Source organism: Nesterenkonia ebinurensis (assembly GCF_008711175.1).
GTDB classification, from domain to species: domain Bacteria; phylum Actinomycetota; class Actinomycetes; order Actinomycetales; family Micrococcaceae; genus Nesterenkonia; species Nesterenkonia ebinurensis.
The window spans coordinates 134737-155522 of record NZ_VWNF01000050.1 but is presented as its reverse complement, the minus strand read 5'-3'; the positions used below and the strand labels follow the sequence as shown (position 1 = coordinate 155522).

General features: G+C 63.9%; 15 protein-coding genes and 3 pseudogenes. 10 read left to right on the top strand and 8 right to left on the bottom strand.

Annotated features, from left to right (window positions below):
• The 3 genes and pseudogenes from F0311_RS17855 to F0311_RS17845 all read right to left on the bottom strand — a co-directional run.
• Positions 1-265: pseudogene (locus F0311_RS17855) on the bottom strand (AraC family transcriptional regulator); the annotation flags it as partial.
• A gap of 18 nt (positions 266-283) precedes the next feature.
• Positions 284-775 carry a PadR family transcriptional regulator gene (locus F0311_RS17850; RefSeq protein ID WP_150463292.1) on the bottom strand — a complete coding sequence of 164 codons (492 nt, stop codon included), beginning with the start codon at positions 773-775 and terminating at the stop codon, positions 284-286.
• 309 nt (positions 776-1084) lie between these two features.
• Complete coding sequence (locus F0311_RS17845; protein WP_191090027.1) at positions 1085-2749, bottom strand: MFS transporter; 1665 nt, start codon at positions 2747-2749, stop codon at positions 1085-1087.
• 303 nt (positions 2750-3052) lie between these two features.
• Between F0311_RS17845 and F0311_RS17840 the strand changes: the two genes are divergently transcribed.
• A complete protein-coding gene (locus tag F0311_RS17840) occupies positions 3053-3730 on the top strand; it encodes a TetR/AcrR family transcriptional regulator (protein ID WP_150463290.1) in 678 nt (225 codons plus the stop codon).
• Between the two features lie 82 nt (positions 3731-3812).
• Here the strand turns inward: F0311_RS17840 and F0311_RS19180 are convergent.
• The 3 genes and pseudogenes from F0311_RS19180 to F0311_RS17830 all read right to left on the bottom strand — a co-directional run.
• Positions 3813-4250: pseudogene (locus tag F0311_RS19180) on the bottom strand (sensor histidine kinase); the annotation flags it as partial.
• A gap of 136 nt (positions 4251-4386) precedes the next feature.
• Positions 4387-4593, bottom strand: a pseudogene (locus F0311_RS17835) (histidine kinase); the annotation flags it as partial.
• A 308-nt stretch (positions 4594-4901) separates the two neighbouring features.
• A complete protein-coding gene (locus F0311_RS17830; RefSeq protein WP_150463288.1) occupies positions 4902-6014 on the bottom strand; it encodes a DNA cytosine methyltransferase in 1113 nt (370 codons plus the stop codon).
• Positions 6015-6362: 348 nt separating this feature from the next.
• Here F0311_RS17830 and mobF point away from each other — a divergent pair, with 348 nt between their 5' ends.
• From mobF to F0311_RS17800, 6 genes are all read left to right on the top strand, one after another.
• Complete coding sequence (gene mobF / locus F0311_RS17825; protein ID WP_150463312.1) at positions 6363-9902, top strand: MobF family relaxase; 3540 nt, start codon at positions 6363-6365, stop codon at positions 9900-9902.
• A gap of 72 nt (positions 9903-9974) precedes the next feature.
• Positions 9975-10172 (top strand): helix-turn-helix domain-containing protein, encoded by a 198-nt coding sequence (locus F0311_RS17820; protein WP_150463287.1) that lies wholly within the window; start codon positions 9975-9977, stop codon positions 10170-10172.
• 109 nt (positions 10173-10281) lie between these two features.
• Positions 10282-11820 carry a hypothetical protein gene (locus F0311_RS17815; RefSeq protein WP_150463286.1) on the top strand — a complete coding sequence of 513 codons (1539 nt, stop codon included), beginning with the start codon at positions 10282-10284 and terminating at the stop codon, positions 11818-11820.
• Positions 11817-12704 (top strand): DNA adenine methylase, encoded by an 888-nt coding sequence (locus tag F0311_RS17810; RefSeq protein ID WP_150463285.1) that lies wholly within the window; start codon positions 11817-11819, stop codon positions 12702-12704. Before F0311_RS17815 ends, F0311_RS17810 begins: the two co-directional genes overlap by 4 nt.
• 265 nt (positions 12705-12969) lie before the next feature.
• Positions 12970-13323, top strand: a complete 354-nt coding sequence (locus tag F0311_RS17805) for a sulfate permease (protein WP_150463284.1) — start codon at positions 12970-12972, stop codon at positions 13321-13323.
• Positions 13324-13519: 196 nt separating this feature from the next.
• Positions 13520-16096 carry an AAA family ATPase gene (locus F0311_RS17800; RefSeq protein WP_191090026.1) on the top strand — a complete coding sequence of 859 codons (2577 nt, stop codon included), beginning with the start codon at positions 13520-13522 and terminating at the stop codon, positions 16094-16096.
• Between the two features lie 41 nt (positions 16097-16137).
• On the opposite strand, the gene F0311_RS17795 is transcribed toward F0311_RS17800, so the two are convergent.
• Together F0311_RS17795 and F0311_RS17790 are read right to left on the bottom strand one after the other, a co-directional pair.
• A complete protein-coding gene (locus F0311_RS17795) occupies positions 16138-18264 on the bottom strand; it encodes a recombinase family protein (protein ID WP_223881476.1) in 2127 nt (708 codons plus the stop codon).
• Between the two features lie 129 nt (positions 18265-18393).
• Complete coding sequence (locus F0311_RS17790; RefSeq protein ID WP_150463283.1) at positions 18394-18651, bottom strand: class I SAM-dependent methyltransferase; 258 nt, start codon at positions 18649-18651, stop codon at positions 18394-18396.
• Between the two features lie 118 nt (positions 18652-18769).
• Between F0311_RS17790 and F0311_RS17785 the strand changes: the two genes are divergently transcribed.
• Genes F0311_RS17785 through F0311_RS17775 form a run of 3 tightly spaced genes read left to right on the top strand, consistent with a single transcriptional unit; the run spans position 18770 to position 20738 of the window.
• The gene (locus F0311_RS17785) at positions 18770-19387 is read left to right on the top strand and encodes a TetR/AcrR family transcriptional regulator (RefSeq protein ID WP_317982632.1); all 618 of its coding nucleotides are present in this window, start codon (positions 18770-18772) and stop codon (positions 19385-19387) included.
• On the top strand, positions 19384-19974 hold the full coding sequence (locus F0311_RS17780) for an ASCH domain-containing protein (protein ID WP_150463281.1): 591 nt from the start codon (positions 19384-19386) through the stop codon (positions 19972-19974). Before F0311_RS17785 ends, F0311_RS17780 begins: the two co-directional genes overlap by 4 nt.
• The gene (locus F0311_RS17775) at positions 19971-20738 is read left to right on the top strand and encodes a VOC family protein (protein ID WP_150463280.1); all 768 of its coding nucleotides are present in this window, start codon (positions 19971-19973) and stop codon (positions 20736-20738) included. Before F0311_RS17780 ends, F0311_RS17775 begins: the two co-directional genes overlap by 4 nt.
• Positions 20739-20786 lie beyond the last annotated feature (48 nt).

Genomic DNA, 20786 nt, shown 5'->3' with positions numbered 1-20786 from the left:
CGATCACATAATCGGTGTCCAGGTAGATAGTGGTGACGGTGATATGCCCCTCGGGCTCCGAGCCGCACAGCACGTTCGCACCGAGAATCATCACGTCGCCGACGTTGACGGGCTTCTGCCCGAACTCACTGAACAAGATCGCCGAGCCCGACCTGATGACGATCACCTTCACACAGTCGTACGCCACCGGGCCGACCGGCGAATGGATAGTCCGCGTCCGCGCCACGATCGGCTGATGATCGTTCGACCTTGACAGCATCGGCATCCCCGTGGCGCGATGAGGTCAGTACGGTCGGGCGAGGCGGCGCGCGATCGCCTCGTGTGCTTGGGTCAGTTCGACTTCGAGTCGCAGGACGGTCACTGGTGACAGGTCGCCAGGCTTTGCACGCGCGGCTACTTCTTCGGGCACATTCCGGACGAACTTGCTCGTGGCACGCTGTGCGGATGAGAGCAGGGCACCGTCGTCTCCGAGGTCCATGCGTCGAGCCTCCGCAGTCACCTGACGCGATGTTGCCGCGTGTGCTGTGATGCCTTCTCGGCCGCGATCGGTGATCGTGTGGACGACATTGCAACCCATCCTTGTCCCGGTGATGAGTCCTTCGTCTGCGAGCTTGGCGAGTCGCGGGTAGACGTAACCGAGCCGTGGCCGAAATCCCGAATCGGTTCGCTCGACGACGACACGGATCAGCTCGTATCCATGCGGGGGCCTCTTGGCTACGGCATCTAGCAAGAGCCGGCGGACTTCGCCATAGTCAAACGTGGAGCGATCGCTCATAGCACCTCACTCTTGAGAGCTCTGACGAAACGGTGGTTCGTAAGGTCGACCACGAGCTGGTCCACGATGTCCTCCGCAGGAGTCGAATTGATGCCGGACCTGCCTTGCGCAGACCGCTGGCCCGGCATCGGTGGCGTCGGTCTCTGTACCGGCTCAAGCCGGGTTCACCGTGAATCCCGCACGACGTCGATCAAAACGATCACCTCGTCCCGATGGATCATGACGAATCCGCTGTCAACCTCGGCCTCGGTTCGTGCCCATGCCAGATACGACAGCGCGGCGTATGTGGACGCGCATTGCGGTTGTCGTTCAGAGCGCGGGCGTGGACGCTGGGGCGTCATCGGCCTGGGGCTTGGGTTGCCGGATAAACAGCGCGATGACGCCGGAGGCGAGCGCGATGCAGGCCGCAATGAGAAACACCGTGTGCAGGCCACCGAGGAAACTCTCGTGGGCCGCGGAGGTGAGCGCACTCATGATCTGCTCGACCTGTCCGGCCGGGGTGCCCGCCTGCTCCAGCTGCTCGCTCAGCGCGGCCTGGGTTCCGGGGCTGAAACCGAGTGCCACCTGGTTGGTGACCTGTGGGTCGGCGCCGAGCTGACTCAGTGCTTCCTCGGTCTCCGGAGTGGCTCTGCCCATCAGCGCCGGACCGAAGCGGGATGTGACGATGGTTGCGAGAATGCTGCTGAAGATCGCGATTCCCAGCGTGCTGCCAAGCTGTGAGCTGGACTGTTGGATTCCCGAGGCTGCTCCGGCCCTCTCCGGCGGCGCGTTGCCGACAATCGCCTGGAGCGCTCCGAGGCTGAGGAATCCGATGCCGAACCCGGAGAGGATCAGTGGTGGCGACAGCACAGCCCAGCCGGAGTCCACCTCAAGACGCATGAACAGCAGGAATGCCGCAGCGGTGAGCACGGCACCGATAACGAGCACGGCACGCAACCCGATCTTGCCGACTAACGATCCGGCCAGCGGCGACGAAACGGTGAACACCATCGTCAGGGGAAGCAACGCGACTGCTGCTGCGGCAGGTCCGTCGCCGCGCACGGCTTGGAGGTAGAAGGTCAGGTAGAACAGGACCACGAAGAATACCAACATCGTGGTGATCATCAGGATCACGCCGAGACCGAAGGTGCGGTTCTTGAACAGGCCCAGTGGCACGGTGGGCGCCGTGACCTTGCGCTGAATGAGGATGAACACCACTAGCAGCACGAGCCCGGCCACCCCGAACCCGATGGTGCGATCGGAGACCCAGCCGTGTTCCTGCGCGCCGGTGAGCGCCCACACCACCGAGGACATCGCCAAGGTGAGGGTGACCGCGCCGGGCAGATCGAGCCGCGTGGTCGTGAGGCTTTCTGTCTCGCGGATGACGAAGAAGCCCACCAAAAAGGCGATGATCCCGAGGGGAACATTGATGAGGAACGCCCAATGCCAGCTGGCGTACTCGACCAGCAGCCCGCCCAGGACCGGACCACCGGCAGTCGCGATGGCCGCGACCGAGCCGAACACGCCGAACGCCAGGCCCACCCGATCGGGCGGGAAGGCGTTGCGCAGGATCGCAAGCCCCGCCGGGGCGATGAACGCTCCGAACAGACCCTGGAGCGCCCGGGAGAAGATCAGGAACTCGACGGATCCGGCGATCGCGCACAGCAGCGAGGCCACGGCGAATCCGGCGACACCGATCAGGAACGCCTTCTTGTGCCCCATCTTGTCAGCCAGCGCGCCGGCGGGGATCATCAGGCCCGCCAGGACGAGCAGGAAGGCGTTGGTTACCCAAGCGATCTGGCCCAGGCTCGCGTCCAGACTGGCGGCGATCGCCGGATTCGCGATCGACACGGTCGAGGAGTCGGTCTGCACCATCAGCGCGGCCACGCCGACAGCCGCGAGCGTGGCCCACGCACCGTGTGCGTGGGTGCTGGTGGCTCCTGCCGTGTCCGAAGGCGCGCCCGCCTCGGCTTGGTTGTTGGAGGAATTCATCATGCTTCCCTTCACGGGTTTCTGGTTCGGAGGGGGTGGCGTAACTGGCCCGGGCGTGGCGGACGGGCGGAACATGAGCCTGACTGTCACGAATGCCGCCAGAGCAAGCCCCGTCATCACGCCGCCGCACCACAGGGAGAGCCGGCCCGCGGTGCGCCGGCCCGACGACTTGGTTCGAGGTAGTGGAACTCACCACGCGCCCTCCTTTTACTTTGTGCAAGTCGCACTTGAACACCGTACGAGACGCTCGTACTAAGTGCAAGTACCTTCTCGTACTATGTGCAAGGAGTGCGCTAGAGTGAGGGCATGGTGCGCGAGACTCTGACCCGCGGGCAGATCGTGGCCGGAGCGATCAACCTGTTGGACGCCGAGGGGATCGAGGCGCTGACCATGCGACGGCTCGGCCAGCACCTGGCGTCAGCGGCGACGTCCATGTACTGGCACGTGGGCAACAAAGAGAACTTGGTCGTCCTCGCCGGTGACCAAGCCTGGACCGAGGTGGAGCTGCCCGACATCGAGCGGCACGGCTGGCGCGGTGCCGCCGCTCAGCTCGCCCGGAACACCTACGACATGCTGACCCGCCACCATTGGCTGGTCTCGGCGATCAGTACGCACTATGTGTACGGCCCCGGCATGGCTCGATACCAGGATCACCACTACGCCATCTACCAGGCCGCAGGATTCGAGGGGGCCGAGCTGGACCGCGCGTACGAGACGGTCTTCAACTATGTTGTCGGCATGGCCCTCAGCAAGAGCTACGAGACGGCGATGAGAACACGCCTCTCCGCGGAAGACGACGGCGAGATGAGGTTCGCCGAGCTTCTACGTCGAGCAGAGGAGACTGCGGGCGAGTTCCCGCGGCTCAAGGCACGAATCGAGGCTCAACGCGATATCGATGTCGTACCCGTTGAGCGGGAAAGTCTCGACTATGGCCTCGATACGATCTTCGACGGACTGGAGGCTAGGCTCGCTCAGCGAGGATGAGCTGTCTGAGGATGGCTTCATCGTCCAAGCGGTTGTGTGATCGGGCCGGACCTTGTCGGTCGGAAGTCGGGATGTCCCTTGGCTATGGCGGCATGTTGGTGCCGGACATCTGCCACGCCGAAGGAGGCATGTTCACCTCCAGCAAGGTCGGCCCGCCCGCCGGCCTGTCCTGCCGAGATGTGCCGTCTGCGGCGAGGATGCGGTTCGCGATGCCGTCCATCCCGCCGCCAGGCACCACGCGCGCCCCGCCAACGCCTTTGTCCTCGATTCGTGCCGAGAGACTGTCCCGTCCGGATGGGACCGCACACTCACTCGGCACCTAGTAAGCCCATGAGTGCCGAGGAGCGTTCGTCAGCGACTCCGCGATCGCGAAGTAGACCGTTGTCTCCGCGTCACGGCGTCTTCTGGTAGGGGCCGAGTCCATCCGGACGTCAAGTTGCACTGAGATAGGTGATCGGCCAGCGAGCGCGGACAGTGCCGCGTCGAGTCCACGATCGTCCAGCACCGAGGCTTTAGAGCCCGCGCCAATAGGCCGTTGCCCGCTACGCGACGCCCCAGCACGCACCTGGGCTTCGTTGTCGTCGGTCGCCGTGGCAGGCACGCACTGGATGCGCCGCTCGCAACGGCAGTACCTATTGGCGCGGGCGCTTAATGCAGCGGACGAGCTGTCGCAGTTCGGTGATCACCGCCTTGGTCGACGTGTACGCCTCTGCGATGAGCGTCTTCGCTGCGACCGGCTCGTCGTCGATCTTCAGCTGTGCCATTCCCAGCGTCATCCTTACCGAGACCAGTCGTGGTTGCACGCGCTCGTGAAGGTCGCCCTCGATACGCGCGCGCTCCACATCAGCGGCGCGCATGACACCGGTCTACTATTGCGCAGAGGTCTCGGCCTGCGCGACCAGCCGCGTCCGGCGGTTTGACTTGACAGGAGGCATCGAAATGCCGGAGGAACCTATGGTCATTTCCGCGCTGAGGCCAGGAAAGGCGAATACAGTGCTCCACACCAGAATGGTCTGCCTTACAACGGTTTGCATCGTCACACCGTCACGCTAAATCGCCTCTGCCTGTGGGCGCCACCGTGTCATCCGTACCCATGTGTTCGGGTTATCCCTACCCAGCTCCGTGCAGAAGTGGCAGACCCGTGCTGTTTATCCGACACCTGGCTTCATACTTACGGTGGTCGAAGCAGGTCGAGTGCGGTGGTCGCCTGTAGCGGTAGCACTCCGTTGCCGAGCGCTGCGATCTGCTGATTCGGTGTCAGCCCCCGTCCTGGGTCGGTGACCCAGCCGGCGGGAAGACCCATGAGCCACTCCACGAACTCCGGCGCGGGCCGTGGTCCCTTCGCCTCGTTCAAGAGCGCTGGTGTGGGGGCGGGCCGTCCGGTGATGTGTTCCCATCGGGCGATAGCTGGGGCGTAGCGTCCCCAGCGTCGAAGATGTCCTCGATTAGTGACCACAGCGCCCCTGGTTCGTCTCGCTTGTTCAGTGAGCCATCGGGTCCGTGCAGCGCCAGGTCGATGATCTGATGCGACAGCGCGATCGTTCCCCGCCTCGCTCTCACTCGTTCCAGGGTCTCCCCGCCGCGGGAGGAGTCCGAGGCCAGTGGGGTGCGGAACATGGCCTTCGGGATGGGCGAGGATGAAGATGCGGAAGCGGTAGTGAGGAGCGCCGATAAGTGAAGCCGGTAGGCCGATCCATTCCGCATCGAGCCGCAGGTCGCAAAGATCGCCGAGAACGGCGCCGGCCGCCCGGAGAGGTCGGGCTGCATCGTCTCCCATACTCCACGGGTCGGGTTCCATCTCGCGAAGGGTTGCGGTCGTGTCGCCGCCGGGGGTTGCGGTGTCGGGGTTGCATCGGTCATCGGTTGCTCCTTCCGGGTGGTTGCGGACCGCCGGCGCGGAAAGCAGACCGCGCACGTTCTCGATCACGACGTACTCCGGTTGCAGCGCGTCGATCGCGACCGCCATGTGCGACCACAGGCCGGAACGGGTGCCGGGTGCGAGACCGGTCTGCTTGCCCACGGTCGACACGTCCTGACAAGGGAAGCCGCCGCAGAGGATGTCCACCGGCTCGACCGCGCGCCAGTCGATGGTGGTGATGTCGCCCAGGTTCGGGGCGGCGGGCCAGTGGTGGGCAAAGACGCGGGCGACGGGCTCGTTGAGTTCGGAGAACCAGACGGTCTCGGCATTGAAGATGTGCTCGACGGCGAGGTCAAGTCCGCCGTAGCCGGAGAACAACGAACCAACGCGCAGCGGATGCTCGGCTGGACGGCTTGTGTCGTGCATAAGGGCTCCTGCGCTTCGGTGAACCCCGGAACCCAGGTCGCCTGTCGGCGGCGCCTTTCGCCGGGATGGTCACCTGCCAGGTGCACGACCCGGCGCAGAGCATCCGAGAAGGCGCCGTCACCGACCACGACCGCCAGCCACCGATGACCTCTCGACGCCACCCCACGGCTCCCGTCAGGCAGGCTCGTTCCGGCCCCGCTTCGGACCTTTCGTGAAATGGACACGCGTCTTGCAGGTCGAGGTTGACGCCGTCAACCAAAGTTGACGGCGGTAGTTCCAGGAGGAACTTGATTGGGTCCCTCACTGCTCACCTGACTGTCGCGAAAGGAGGCAGCGGTGACGGTTTCGATGCGGGTCATGTCGGCAGGTGACGGCTACAAGTACCTGCTGCGCACGGTCGCCGCCGCGGACGGCGATCGATCACTGTCCACGCCCCTGACCCGCTACTACGCGGAGGCAGGAACGCCTCCCGGTCAGTGGCTCGGGTCCGGTGTCGCCGCGCTCGGCAAGGGCGAGGTCGCGACGGGTGATCGGGTGTCGGAGGCCCAGCTCCAGCTCTTGATGGGGATGGGTCGTGACCCGATCACGGGCGACCCCCTGGGTCTGGCGTTTCCCGCCTACAAGTCCGTCTCGGAACGGATCGAGGCGAGGATCGCCGATCTGGACTCCTCCATGTCACCGGGTGCGAAGGGTGAGGCGGTCGGCCAGATCGAGGTCGAGGAGACCGAACGTGGAACGCGGCGGGCGGTGGCCGGGTTCGACTTCACCTTCTCGGTTCCGAAGTCCGCTTCCGCGCTCTGGGCGGTTGCCGATGCCGGAACCCAGGCGTTGATCGGTGAGGCCCATCATCGGGCGGTTGCGGAGGTGGTTGCGTTCATGGAGCGAGAGGTTGCAGCCACCCGCACTGGTGCAACCGCCGGCGACGGAGCCGTTGCGCAGGTCGATGTGACCGGCCTGGTGGCGACGGCGTTCGATCACTTCGACTCCCGCGCCGGCGACCCCCACCTGCACACCCACGTCGTCATCTCCAACAAGGTCCAGACCGCCTTCGACGGCAAATGGCGCAGTCTGGATGGGCGGCCGATGCACGCCGCCGTGGTCGCGCTGTCGGAGCTGCATGAGGCGGTGTTCGCCGATCACATGACCCGCACCTTCGGCGTCGAATGGGAGCCCCGCGACATGGGCCGTGACCGCAACCCGGCATGGGCCATCGCCAGCGTGCCGGAAGAGTTGGTGCAGGAGTTCTCCACCCGTGCCCGGCACATCGACACCGAGAAGAACCGGTTGATCGCCGAATACGTCGACAAGCACGGACGTCAGCCCTCCACCGCCACGATCATCAAGCTCCGCGCCCAAGCCACTCTCAGCACCCGGCCGGACAAGGAGGTCCATTCGCTGGCCGACCTCACCCACGAGTGGCGTACCCGCGCGACCGGGGTGCTCGGCCAGGACGCCACTGGGTGGGCGCGCGAGGCGACCGACAACGACAAGGCGTTGCTGCTGCGTGCCGATGACGTGCCGTTGGATGCGATCGCCGAACTCGGGCAGACGGTGGTCGGGGTGGTGGGTGAGAAGCGGTCGACCTGGCGCAGGTGGAATCTGATGGCCCAGGCGTCGCGGCAGACGATGGGCTGGCGATTCGCCACCATGCAGGACCGTGAGGTGGTCGTGGGGATGATCGCTGACGCCGCCGAGAACGCTTCACTGCGGCTGACACCTCCCGACCTCGCCACGAGCCCGGCGGCGTTCAAACGGGTAGACGGCACGAGTGTGTTCCGGCCCAAGCACTCCACGGTGTTCTCCTCCGAGCAACTGCTCGCGGCTGAGGATCGGCTGCTGGACCGCTCCCGCACCATGACCGCACCCACGGTCCCGGTGCGCACGGTCGAGAAGATCACCGCGCGGCCGGATGCCGAGGGGCAGGTGCTCGGTGAGGATCAGGCCGAAGCGTTGATGAAGGTCGCGGTCTCCGGTCGGATGCTCGATGTGCTTGTCGGCCCGGCCGGGGCGGGCAAGACGACGGCGATGTCCGCGCTGCGCCGCGCGTGGGAAAAAGAACACGGCAGAGGGTCCGTGGTCGGTCTAGCACCTTCCGCGGTGGCGGCGCAGGTACTCGCTGACGACCTTGGGATCGCGACGGAGAACACCGCGAAGTGGTGGCAGAACCACCTCAGCCACGGAACCGACTTCGAGGCCGGTCAGCTCGTCATCATCGACGAAGCCTCCCTGGCCGGAACCCTGTCCCTGGACCGCATCACCCACCTGGCCGAACGCGGTGGGGCGAAGGTGCTGCTGGTCGGTGACTACGCCCAACTCCAATCCGTGGACGCCGGCGGCGCGTTCAACCTGCTCGTGAGTGACCGGGACGATGCGCCCGAGCTGGTCGACGTCCACCGCTTCACCAACGGCTGGGAGAAGACCGCATCCCTCGCCCTGCGGCACGGTCGTACCGAGGTCATCGACACCTACCTCGACCACCACCGCATCCACGAAGGCGACGGCGAAGTGATGACCGACGCCGCATACTCCGCCTGGCGCGCGGACCGGGAACAGGGGTCGGTGTCGGTTCTGATCGCTGAGACCCGCGACGACGTCACCACCCTCAACACCCGTGCCCGCGCTGACCTGATCCTCGACGGCACCCTCACTCCCGGCCGAGAAGTCGAGCTCACTGACGGCACCACCGCCGGAGTCGGCGACACGATCATTACCCGCCGTAACGACCGCCGTCTGCGCAATGGCAAGGACTGGGTCCGCAACGGCGACACCTGGACCATCACCGGCGTCCGCGACGACGGCTCGATCACCATCCGTCCGACAGGACGCAGGTTCGGCGGTGCGATCTTGCTTCCGGCTTCGTATGTGTCCGATCATGTCGATCTGGGTTACGCGGTCACGGCGCACAGGGCGCAGGGCGTCACCGTCGACACCGCCCACGTCCTGGTGGAACCGAGGGCCACGCGGGAGAACTTCTACGTCGCCATGACCCGCGGCAAGCACGCCAACCAGGCCTATGTGGTCCTCGACCGGCCCGACGACGCCCACGCCGAGCCGCATCCGGGTGACACCCCCGACGCCACCGCACGGAGCGTGCTCTACGGGGTACTACAGCACGTCGGGGCCGAGCTGTCCGCCCACGAGACCATCAACGCTGAACAGGAGCACTGGGGCTCGATCGCTCAGCTCGCCGCCGAGTACGAGACCATCGCCGCAGCAGCCCAACACGACCGCTGGGCAACCCTCGTACGGTCCTCCGGCCTGACCACCGAACAAGCCGACGCCGTGATCGAGTCCGAGGCGTTCGGGGCGCTCACCGCCGAACTACGCCGAGCAGAGGCCAACCACCACGACCTCGACCGCTTATTCCCACGTCTGGTCGCCGCTCGCGGGTTCGATGATGCCGACGACATCGCCTCCGTCCTGCATCACCGTGTCGCCCGGGCCACCGCACGGCCGGCAGGCTCTGGCCGCCTCCGCAAGTCGCCGCGAATGGTCGCCGGGCTCATCCCACACGCTGGAGGATCGATGCCCGAAGACATGCGCCAAGCACTAGATCAGCGACGCCACCTGATCGAGATTCGCGCCGAGGCCGTCCTCGATACCGCCCTCGACGAAAAGGCCACGTGGACGAAAGCACTTGGGACGCCGCCTCGCGATCAGGCGAAGCACCGGATTTGGCGCCGACAGGCTCGCACCATTGCCGCCTACCGCGACCGCTACAGAATCAGCGACGATGTGCCGCTTGGTCTGACGCCAGAAGCGACTGCACAGAGGATTGACGCTGCACGCGCACAGGTCGCACTCAGGAGCCTCCTTGCGTTGAAACCGCAGGATTCCGATGCTCGGCCGGGTCCCACACCAAGCACGACTCAGCAACTGGGCCTCTGATCAGAATCGTGGCCACCGGCTCCCATGGCTGGTAACGTGAAGTTACGTCCCTTACGAGGAGGCTACGAGAAGATGGCGGAAGATCACGAGGTCTTGACGGCCGACGAAGCGGCGGCCTTGCTGCGCGTCTCGTCCAAGACGGTCCTTGCTCTTGCGCGCTCGGGCTCTCTTCCGGGAGAGAAGGTGGGACGAGCCTGGCGGTTCGTCAAGAGCGATGTTCTCGCCTACGTGCGGGGTTCGGACGAAGCGAGGGGGAGCGGACGCGAATGACCGATGAAGCGATGCGGCCACTGACGCTCGAAGGCGTCGTCGGGTCTCGCCTCCGTCCGGCTGCACTTGGCGAGCGTTCGGCACAGCGTCCCGAACGGGGGTCCTACGAATGCTAGATACATCGCAGTGGCCGGAGGTGGAGCTTGACGTTCTCAAAGAGGTGCATCTCGACCCAAAGAACGTTCGCCTCGAAGTCGCCGACGCGAAGGTCGAGGCTGACATCATCGAGGACCTTTTCGTCAACGAGGACGCGCTGGGACTGGTCGAGGGCATCTGCAAGGTTGGCTACCTGACGCACGAGACTCCGGTCGTTCTCAAGCGTCGCGGAAAGTATGTGATGGTCGAGGGTAACCGTCGATTGGCTGCGCTCAAAGCTATTCAGAACCCGATGCTTGTCCCAGATTACCAAGCACGCATATCCGCACTTGCGGCTTTGCTGCCTGATCGATCTAGCCTTTCGAAGATTCGTGTCATGATTGCGCCGAATCAAACACAAGCCGACCAACTTATCGCGGCAATTCATACAGGAAACCTGCGTAAAGCTTGGACCCCAAGCAGGCAGGCCGCGTTCTTCCAAGCGCAGATAGATGCTGGGCGGAAGTTGAAAGAACTTCTGACGAGGTATCCAACGATTGACGTCAGAAAGTTTGTATTCCGCGCTCACATCATCAACCTCTTCAAGTCAGTCAAATATGACGATGCGGAATTGCAGGACTTTCTTGCTACCAAGAAGTGGGCGCGAGGGTTGTCCACTCTCGCCCGCATATATGAGTCGAAGGAATTTCTGGAGCTCACAGGCCTCGCGATGCAGGACGATGGACGTGTCACGAAGACAGTGTCGGACGCTGTGTTCAAGAGCATCGCGACGGCCATCGTTCAAGGGATGTACGACGAGAACATCAATACTCGTAGTCTGAACTCGATTAAGAGTCCGAGGTACACGCAACTTATGGGCGAGCTTCGTCGGATCGTCGCGGATGCCAATGCAGGGGAAGAACCTAGTGGCAACTCGACTTCAGGGCCACCTGGCGGAGTGGCTTCAGGGGCCTCTGGTGGAACTAAGAGCGGGGCGGGAGCGGCTGGCGGGTCGGGCTCGACGGGCACTGGGGCGTCATCCGGGTCCGGCACTCCAATGGGTCCTGCATCCGGAGGAACTGGGGGCACAGCAACGAAGCAGCCTCCCGCTGGAAAGAAGAAGAAGCCGAAGAATCTTGACCTGGGCCAAGTGAAGGCGCCGGACAGCTATCCCGAGGCGTTGAAGTTGTTGCTCGGTGAATTGTCGGAGATAGATGTTCAGAAGTTCCCGAACGCAACTTTCCTCATGATTCGCGCCGTTTTGGAGAAGTCAATTAAAGCGTTCGCTGAAGCCAAGTCGATTGATATCAAGGGAACCGGGAACAGCCAGAACGGCCGGGTTCAGCTTGGACACGCGCTGAACTGGTTACTTGACTATGTGAAGGCGAACGGACCCAAGTACCTCATACAGGTCGTGGAGGGCGTGCGTACTGGAAAGCTTGTGACATACACGAACTCAAGCGATTCGCTCAACGCGCTCAACCATAACCACCACTTCAAGGTAGATGCCGACCAGGCGTTCGCGATGTGGGGTTCAATTGACTCGATTATGAGATATGCGATGAAGCCATGAGTGCAGTGGGAATCGGTGTAACCAGTAGGCGTCCGCGAATATCGCCGCTTCGGTATCCCGGCGGTAAGTCCGCGTTATACTCTCGGTTGCGGCAGATTATTCGCGACATGGGCATGGCTGGCTGTACCTACGTTGAACCGTATGCGGGCGGTGTTGGAGCCGGACTCAGCCTCCTCGTGACTGGGCAGGTAGAACGAGTGGTCATAAACGACCTCGATCCGGCGATCCACGCATTCTGGGCAACGGTGCAGGCCGAGCCAGAGTTCTTGATTGATCGAGTCCGCGAAGTCCGGCTTGATGTCGACGAGTGGCGTCGTCAGCGTGAGGTCTATGTATCCGCTGACACGACGGATCTCTCGAAGCTTGGGTTCGCCACGTTCTATCTAAACCGCACCAACAGATCTGGTGTACTCAATGGAGGCCCCATCGGAGGGCTCGATCAGACTGGTAACTACAAGATCGATGCTCGCTTCAACCGGGAGGGACTAGCTGAGCGTCTCCGAATTCTTGCCTTGTACTCGGACAATATCGTGGCCACTTCCCGCGATGGTGTAGAGGTTATCACCGAGTATGCGGCGAAGAGCGATACGTTCATCTACGCTGACCCGCCGTACTTCGAGAAGGCCGGCTCTTTGTACTTAAACGCGTTTACTGCTGAGAACCACGAGGCTCTAGCTCGGGTGCTCAACAGTGTCTCTGATAGCCATTGGATATTGACCTACGACAACGCGCCTCAGGTTGCGCAGCTCTATGCGGCGCGCCGCCGCCGTGAGTTCGAGTTGCACTACTCTGCGCATCGGGTCGTGAAAGCGACCGAGGTGGCGGTCTTGTCGGATGCTCTGCCCGACATCGGCGAGGGTTGGCCGCTCGGCACTCAGTCGTAGCAGGCCCGTTGGCGCCTACGGACGTTACGACTGCTGAGCAAGCATCCGGGACGCACCGGCAGGCATTTCTCCCGTTCGACGTCGGCGTCCATGTCCTTCAAGTGCGAAATTCTCACTCAGGGTTCTTCATATCCTTGCTCCGGCGTATGATCAGAACTGAGGCAGGTCCTCCTTGATTACGGGTCCTTTTCGGGACGGCCCACCACGGGCGCTCATACACGTACTGCCTCCTCGACGGAGAGACACGTGTGACGAGAGGCCCGCAATGTTCCGCTCAGTCTGGACGCTTAGCGCCCGCACCCGCTACTACATGCCCACCAACCGGCTACTCGACGCGATCCGACGCCGCCACAACCTGAAGTGGGGCATCCCGGCGATGTTCCTCGCCGCGCCCTACCTGCTGATTGCGAGCATCTGCACGGGCGCCCTCGCCGCCGGTGCCCCGGGGTGGTTGCATCTACTGGTGCTGTGGTCGGTGTGGAACGCGATGAAGTTCGTCATCATGGGACCGGTCAGCCTCGTCCTCCTCATCCGCGCCCTCATCGGAGAGGCGGTCGCCCGTCGCCGGGATCGAACAGGCAATACCCCGAACTGGACCATGAGCCAGGGGGCTCACTGACTACGTCGCAGCGAGATAGCGATCGCTGGTCGTTCTAGTCGACCGGCGTGCTTAGTCACGCTCGCGACGGTCCGGAGGTCCGACCGGAAACAGCACGCGCCCTCAGTGGTCCCTTCTCGCGCCCGCCCGTCGCTCTAGAATCGAGGATGAGTAGCACGGTCGCTCCGGACCTCGCACTCGCGGCGAGAGGATGACGGTGACCGACGCGACGCCATCTCAACGGTTGGACCCGCGCGACCTGCTCAGCGAGTGGGCGAACGCCTCCGACGAGTGGGTGCGCTACATCGTGAGGCACGTCCTTAACGGTGGCGGGCCGCTCGGAAGCGAGGAGCAGTCCGGAGCGTACGTCCTGTTCCGCCAGGAGAAAGCCTTCGATACCCGCGAGCTCCCGGCGGAGGAGCCGCTCCTCACTACCGAACGCGAGGATGAGGCGATCGAGCCGCTGACCCTTACCTCGCTCTCCGATGTCGTCGGTGTCAACGCCTTGGTAGAAGGCGGAGTCATCAAGCCGCATGCCGGCTTGACGATCTTGTTCGGAGAGAACGGCACTGGCAAGACGGGGTACTCCCGTATCTTCAAAGCCCTCGCGGCGAGCCGCACTGCCGATGTGATCCTCGGCGACATCGAAGCGGCATCCACGCAGCGCCAATCAGCACTAGTCGGCTACACGCTCGGCGCTGAGCCGAAGACGTACACCTGGACTGGCCAGCAGGGTGTTGCGCCCTTCACCAGGATGTCAATCTTCGACAGCCCTTCTGTCAGCTTCCACGTCGATGACGACCTTGAGTATGTCTATGTGCCAGCAGCCCTGGCGCTGTTCAATCACGTCATCGCAGGCATCAAGTCGGTACAAGCCCACATCGACCAGGCTGTCGAAAGCCTACGATCAGGGTCCACGGCGCTCCTGTCTCGCTTCCCACGCACAGCCGCCGTTTACCCGCTCATCGAGACGCTGGGAGCGTCCACCGATCTGGAGTACCTGAGGTCGCTGGCCGACTCCGATTCCGACGTCGACACACGCATCGGTGACCTGCGCCGCACGGTCGCGGCGCTGGAGGCGGACACCATCAGCGCTGAGATCAAGCTGGAACAGCGAGTCGAACGCGTCTTGACGCAAGCTACCAACGCGGCCACCGTGATGGCTGACTTCAATATCGAGGCCTACGGCCGCGAACGCGACACGCTACACGGACTTGAAGAGGACTACCGCACCTTCCGCACTGCGTTGTTCGAGGCAGCCGACCTGCCGGCTGAGCCCGACGACACCTGGAGCACGTTTATCGAAGCCGGCGAAGACTACCAAGCACATCTCGTCGCGGTGGGAGCACACGACGCCGATCGATGCCTGTACTGTCGGCAGCCGCTGAACGAAGCGGCGGGATCGTTGATCGGCAAGTACTCCGAGTATCTCGAAGACAAGATCACAACCGAGATCGCCGCCTCAGAAGCGCGGCTCCACGCACTTACGGAGCCGGTCGCTTCGATCCAGGTCAACGACGTGACCACCTTCGCCGACGAGTACGCAGACACCGAGGACAAGCCCCACTTCCACGTGGAACTCGACAGGACCCTCAGCACTCTGGCTGAGCTGACAGAGCAGCTTCGCTCCGCTTTCGCCGTGGACACCGCACTGACCCAACGCACCGCGATAGATGCGATAGCGCTCGGCTCGGCACTGGAGACCAACAGGCAGGACCTTGACGACCTGAGGACACAGGCAGCTACGCGAGCCGACTCCTTGACCGAGAAGAAGAAGGAACTCGTCGAGCTAGAAGCCGCAGCAGAACTGACGAAGTCGTGGACGCTCATCGAGTCACATGTCCGCGACGCTAAGCAAGCGGACCGGTTGGCGCTGCTCGCCAAGCCCATGCCGGGGCTCCTGCGCGCCGTGACCGGACTGGCCAAGACCGCAAGCGACCAGATGATCAACGAGAGCTTCGACGCGCTGTTCAGCGAAGAGTGCGCGGCACTTCGCGCGCCAGCGCTACATGTGGAGTTTGTCGGCCGCCAGGGACGCGCGCAACGCCGCAAGATCCTCAGCGGGAAGCACAAACCATCCAAGGTGCTCTCCGAAGGAGAACAGAAAGTCCTCGCAATAGCGGACTTCCTCGCCGAAGCGCGTCTCGCCGGGATCACCGCGCCCGTCATCTTCGATGATCCTGTCTCAAGCCTGGACCATCGCCGCATCAACGAAGTCGCGCAACGCGTCGCATCGCTCGCCGATACGACACAGGTCATCGTCTTCACCCACGACATCTTCTTCGCCAGCACGTTGCTTTCACTCATGGAAGCGAACAAGCGCTGCTCCTACTTCCAGATCACCGATGAAGAGGGCAAAGGGAAGGTCACCCGAGCGACAGGTCCCCGCTGGGACAGTTTGAGCAACATCAAGAAAAACATCAACGAGACCATCCAGACAGCGAAGTCACAGGACGGCGACACGCGGGCGGCGCTGGTCCGCACAGGCTACGACTGGGTGCGCGCATGGTGTGAAGTCTTCACCGAGACTGAACTACTCCAGGGCGTCACTCAGCGCTACCAACCCAACGTGCGCATGACCAACTTGCCCAAGATCAAGTCCGAAGCACTTCCTGCTGCGATCGATACCGTCAACCGCATCTTCGAGGAAGCATGCCGGTACATCGACGGCCACTCACAACCTCTGCCCAGTCTCGGGGTCAGCCCTACACTCGCTGGACTCGAAGCCCACTGGGCCGAGCTGACCGAAGCGCGAACCGCATACAACGCGGCAGCCCCGCAGGCCCTCTCATAGACACGCCCGCCGCAGTAGCCCCGACACCCAGCCACAGCCATTCATGCCGATGCTCCTGCCCGTCTACCGCTGGCGCGGATCGGCACATCGACGTTTGCCAGAGCGCGCCTAACCGCCTGCTGACTGACCCCGAACCGCAAGCCGACCTCCATCAGACTCAACCCGCCGGCGTACAACTCGACGGCTTCGGCGAGGTCGCACTCATCGAGACCGCGCCTGCGGATCGGGATCGAACGGCGGACCAGATGGGCCGCCGCCGTGCGGCGGTGAACGCTGAACCGCTCGCCCAGCTCCACCAGAGTCGCGCCCGCCTCGTAGAGGGTCACCAGCTCGTCCACCTGAGCCGGGCTCAAAAAGGTTTGAGTCATCCCAACCGCACGCACCATCCGCCCGCGCGAGTCCACCACGGTTGGCTCCAGCCTCCGCCGAGACCGCCCGTAGACTCCCCGCGACCTGCGAGAAGCCAGGGTTTTCAAGGCCGAGCAGGGGTTCTCAAACTCCCTACGGAGGTCCACCAGAAGGTCGTTGTTCAAACCAACGACATCACCGGTTTGAGTTCCAGACTCCGCCGTCCGTCCTTGCCGGCGGACGGCGAGGGTCTGGACGTCGGGCTTGAAGAAGACGTTGAACGGGACGCCGGGGTCGCCGTCGATGGTGTCGTCGTCGGTGACGATGAGTTTGTCGAAGAAGGCTTGGTTGGCGATCCGGCGCAGCGAGTCGTCAATGCTCATGTAGATCGCGTGCATGTCCCCTGCGAGGGCGAGGCAGTCGTCCAGGTGCGCTTTGGCTTGTTCGTACTCGATGTCTCCGGCGTTGATCTGCGCGTCGAGGAACGCGAGCCGTCGAGCGATGCGGCCCTGCTCGGTGGCGAGGAGGTCGAGGGGCACGGCGCCGGCGTAGTGAGCCTGCATGAGTTTCTGGCGTTCATCGCGGAGTGCGTCGCGTTCGATCTTGTACGCCTGGGCTTCCTGTCTGGCGACGTTGTGGAGCCGGTCGAACTCGCTGGTGACCAGCTCGCGCAACGCGGGCAGGATGTGTTCGGGTATCTGCACGCGCCGGTAGCAGTCCTCGACGGCGGCTTCGATGTCGGGCACGAACATGGATTTGCGTTCGCAGTTGGTGCGCTTGGCGTGCCGTCCGGAGCACATGAAGTAGGGGTAGATCAATCCGCCGCGGCTCTTGGCGTTGGTCAGCGTGAGCCGGGACCCGCACTGCCCGCAGTACAGGGTGCCTTTGAGGTAATGGTCATGGGACTGGGTTTTCTCCCCGGAGGTCTGATGGGCAGTGAGCACGGCCTGGACCCGGTACCAGACCTCGGGCGCGACCGGCGGTTCGTGCAGGCCGTCGTAACTGGCGCCGCGGAACCGGACGCTGCCCTTGTAGTAGGGGTTGGTCAGCATCTTGTGGATCGTGGACAGCACCGGCGCCTTGGATGGGCGCTTGGGGGTCGGCACGGTGGTCAGCCCACGATCGATGAGTTCCTCGCGCAGGCTGATCGTGGAGTGGTTGCCGGTGGCGTATGCCTCAAACGCCCATCGCACCAGCGGTGCCCGGTCGGGGTCGACCTCGACGGTGCGGACTTCCCGGCCGATTTCGTCACGGCGGGTGACGTTGAGGTAGCCCATCGGGGCTTTGCCGTTGGTGCCGCCATTGAGTGCTTTCTGGTTCATGCCCTTGGCGACTTCACCGGCGAGGTTGCGGGAGTAGAACTCCGCGATGGTGGACATGATGCCGTGCAGCAGCATCCCCGAGGGGGTCTCGTCGATGTTCTCGGTCGCGGAGACGAGCATGACCCCGGCCTCTTTCAGGGCCAGGTGGATGGTCACGTCGTCGGCGCGGTTGCGGGCGAGTCGGTCGACCTTGTGGACGATGCAGTAGGCGACCTGGTGGGTCTTGACGTACTCGATCATCCGCATCAGCTCGGGCCGGTCGGCCTTGCGGGCGGATTCGCCGGCGTCGATGAACTCTTCGGTGATGATCGCGTTCAGGTCTCGGGCCTTGCGCAGGTTCGCCTCGCGCTGCGCGGGGATCGAGAAGCCTTCGTCTCGTCCGCCCTTGGAGGCCTGCTCCTTGGTGGACACGCGCAGGTAGGAGACCGCGAGGGTGGTGGTCTCACCGACGCGATCCAGAGCCTTGCTGGCAGATGGGCGTGATGTCGTGGCGGTCATGGGGCGTGTTTCCTTCCCCGGTGGTCGGGGCCAGCACGAGCGACCGCATGACCGCTGGTGCGGTGCGACTCGTAAAGGGGAGGGGCTGATGCAGGAACGGGTGACAGGTTGACCTGCCCTACCCCTGCATCAGCCCCGGCCGAACTTATAGCTCATTGCATCGCCATGTACCCAGGTGATCTTGTCGCTGAGTTGGCGGGTCTCGTCGAGCACATCCTCGTCGAGATCGATGCCTGTCACCTCCGGCACGGTGTTCCGCAGTTCTTTCGAGAGCAGCCCGTTCCCGCATCCCACGTCTAGGGCAGAGCGAGCATCAGTGGGCACGGCGTCGAGAATCAGCCGGTGATAGTGGATGTTGTGGTTCCACCGGCCCCTCGAACTCTCCATCCCTCAACGCTACGACGCCCATCCCTGCGGCCGCAGCCGAGAACAGACCCGCCGTGCGCTGTGCCCATTCAGCGAATGCCAGAAGGATCGTCATCCCCATACCGTATAGTTATACGGTATGGGGATGAGTCAGCCAGTATCCAGTCGTACCCGTCGCGCAGGCGGAAGCAGGCGAGCAGTCGTTCTCGGTCAAGTCGTCGAGGTACTTGCAGTCCGTGGTTTTGCTGGGACGCGGTTCGCTGACGTCTCCGAGGCGTCGGGGGTGGCGGTCAGCACCTTGCAGGGCTACTTCGGCTCGCGCGAGGACATGCTGATCGAGGCGCTGAGGGGTGCCACGTCCGGGGAGGTAGCGGCTCTCCATGACCTTGCCGCTGGGTTCGATGATCCGTGGCAGCAGTTGGTCACGCTGGTCGATCGCGGGCTGTCCACGAGCGCCGCGACATGGCGGATGCTGATGGAGTTCTGGACTGCCGCCGCTCACGACGCTGAACTTCACGACCACGCTGCCGCGCTTGCCGCACAGTACCGCGAGCCGTTCACCGATGCGATGCGCCGGGGCATTGAGAGCGGCGTGTTCACGCCTCGGTTCGATGTGTCCGCGATTGTGGATGTGGTCGTGGCGACGATGGACGGTCTGCTCTACCCGGTCGTGCTCGGACACCGTGGGTCAGACGACATGGACTACCGCGATGTAGTACTTGCGCAGCTCTCGTTCGTCCTCGGGACGGACGCATGATCCTGACCGAGCGCACCGCTCATGCGGTCGCAGCGGGCGAGGTCACCGTGGCCTACCGCCGCTGGAAGCAACCACGCGTGAAGCCGGGCACCACGTTCGGCACCATCGCGGGCGTGGTGCGCGTGGAGAGGATCGAGCTGACACCCGCATCGGGATTGACCGACGCCGATGCAAGGCGGGCCGGGTACCCCTCCCTGGACGCTCTGGTCGCTACCTTTCGGGGCGATCGCGACGACCCGCTGTTCCGCATCGATCTCTCATGGGTTGCACCTGATGCGCGCACCACGCTCGCCAACGATGCGAACCTCACGCCCGAGGACATCGCGGACATTGACGCGCTCCTTGAGCGGCTCGATGCCCGCACCCCGTGGGCGCGCACCACGCTGGCACGCATTGGCCAGCAATCAGGAATCACCGCATCGTCACTGACCGCCGGGCTGCCGGTGGGGAAGGAATCGCTCAAGCGACGTATCCGCACGCTCAAAGAACACGGCCTGACTCGCAGCCTGCGGGTCGGCTACGAACTCTCCGAACGCGGCCACGCCTACCTCGGCGCCACCGACCAACAGCAAGGACAACGCACATGACCACGATGGTCTCCGGCGCCCCGGCCCTCATCGACCTTCAAACCCCAGACGAGGACACCTCCGTCCAGTTCTACAGCGCCCTGTTCGACTGGAAGATCGACAAGCAGAACCCCAGCGGCTACCGCTACGCCCGCACCGAGGCCGGAGCAATCATCGCTGGCATTCGCACGGCCTACGGCGACGCTCCACCTGCGTGGACGCTCTACCTCGCCACCGACGACATCGCGAGCATCGCGATCCGCGCGACCGAAACCGGTGGGAGTGTCCTGCACGGCCCCGTTGACGTGCCGGGGCAAGGCGGTGTGCTCATCATCGCCGACCCGACCGGAGCCGTCACCGGGTTCTGGCAGCCCGAGCCTGGCTACAAGTTCGCTTTCCAGGTGCCCGGCGCACTCGCGTGGGCCGAGCTCCTGACGCCGGACGGCAAGAACGCTGACGAATTCTACGCCAGCCTGACCGGAGTCAGCGCGACGCAGATCGGCGACGGCGAGCACTACGACTACACGGTCTGGACTCTGCCCGGCCAGCAGACACCCGTCGTCGGACGACTCCACACCGAACTGCATCCGGAAGTGCCCGCGCACTGGCGCAACTACTTCGCCGTCGATCCCGAGGTCGGCACAGACAAGATGATCGAGACGGCGACCATTCTGGGCGCTGCGGTGACCACGGAGCCGAGCGACATTCCAGCCGGACGCATCGCCGTGCTGACCGACCCGACTGGCGCGCAGTTCGCGCTGCTCACACCGGCTCCACGGGACTGACAAAGCGCCAGGTCAAGGTCACCGACCAAGGTCAGTTCACTTGCACAC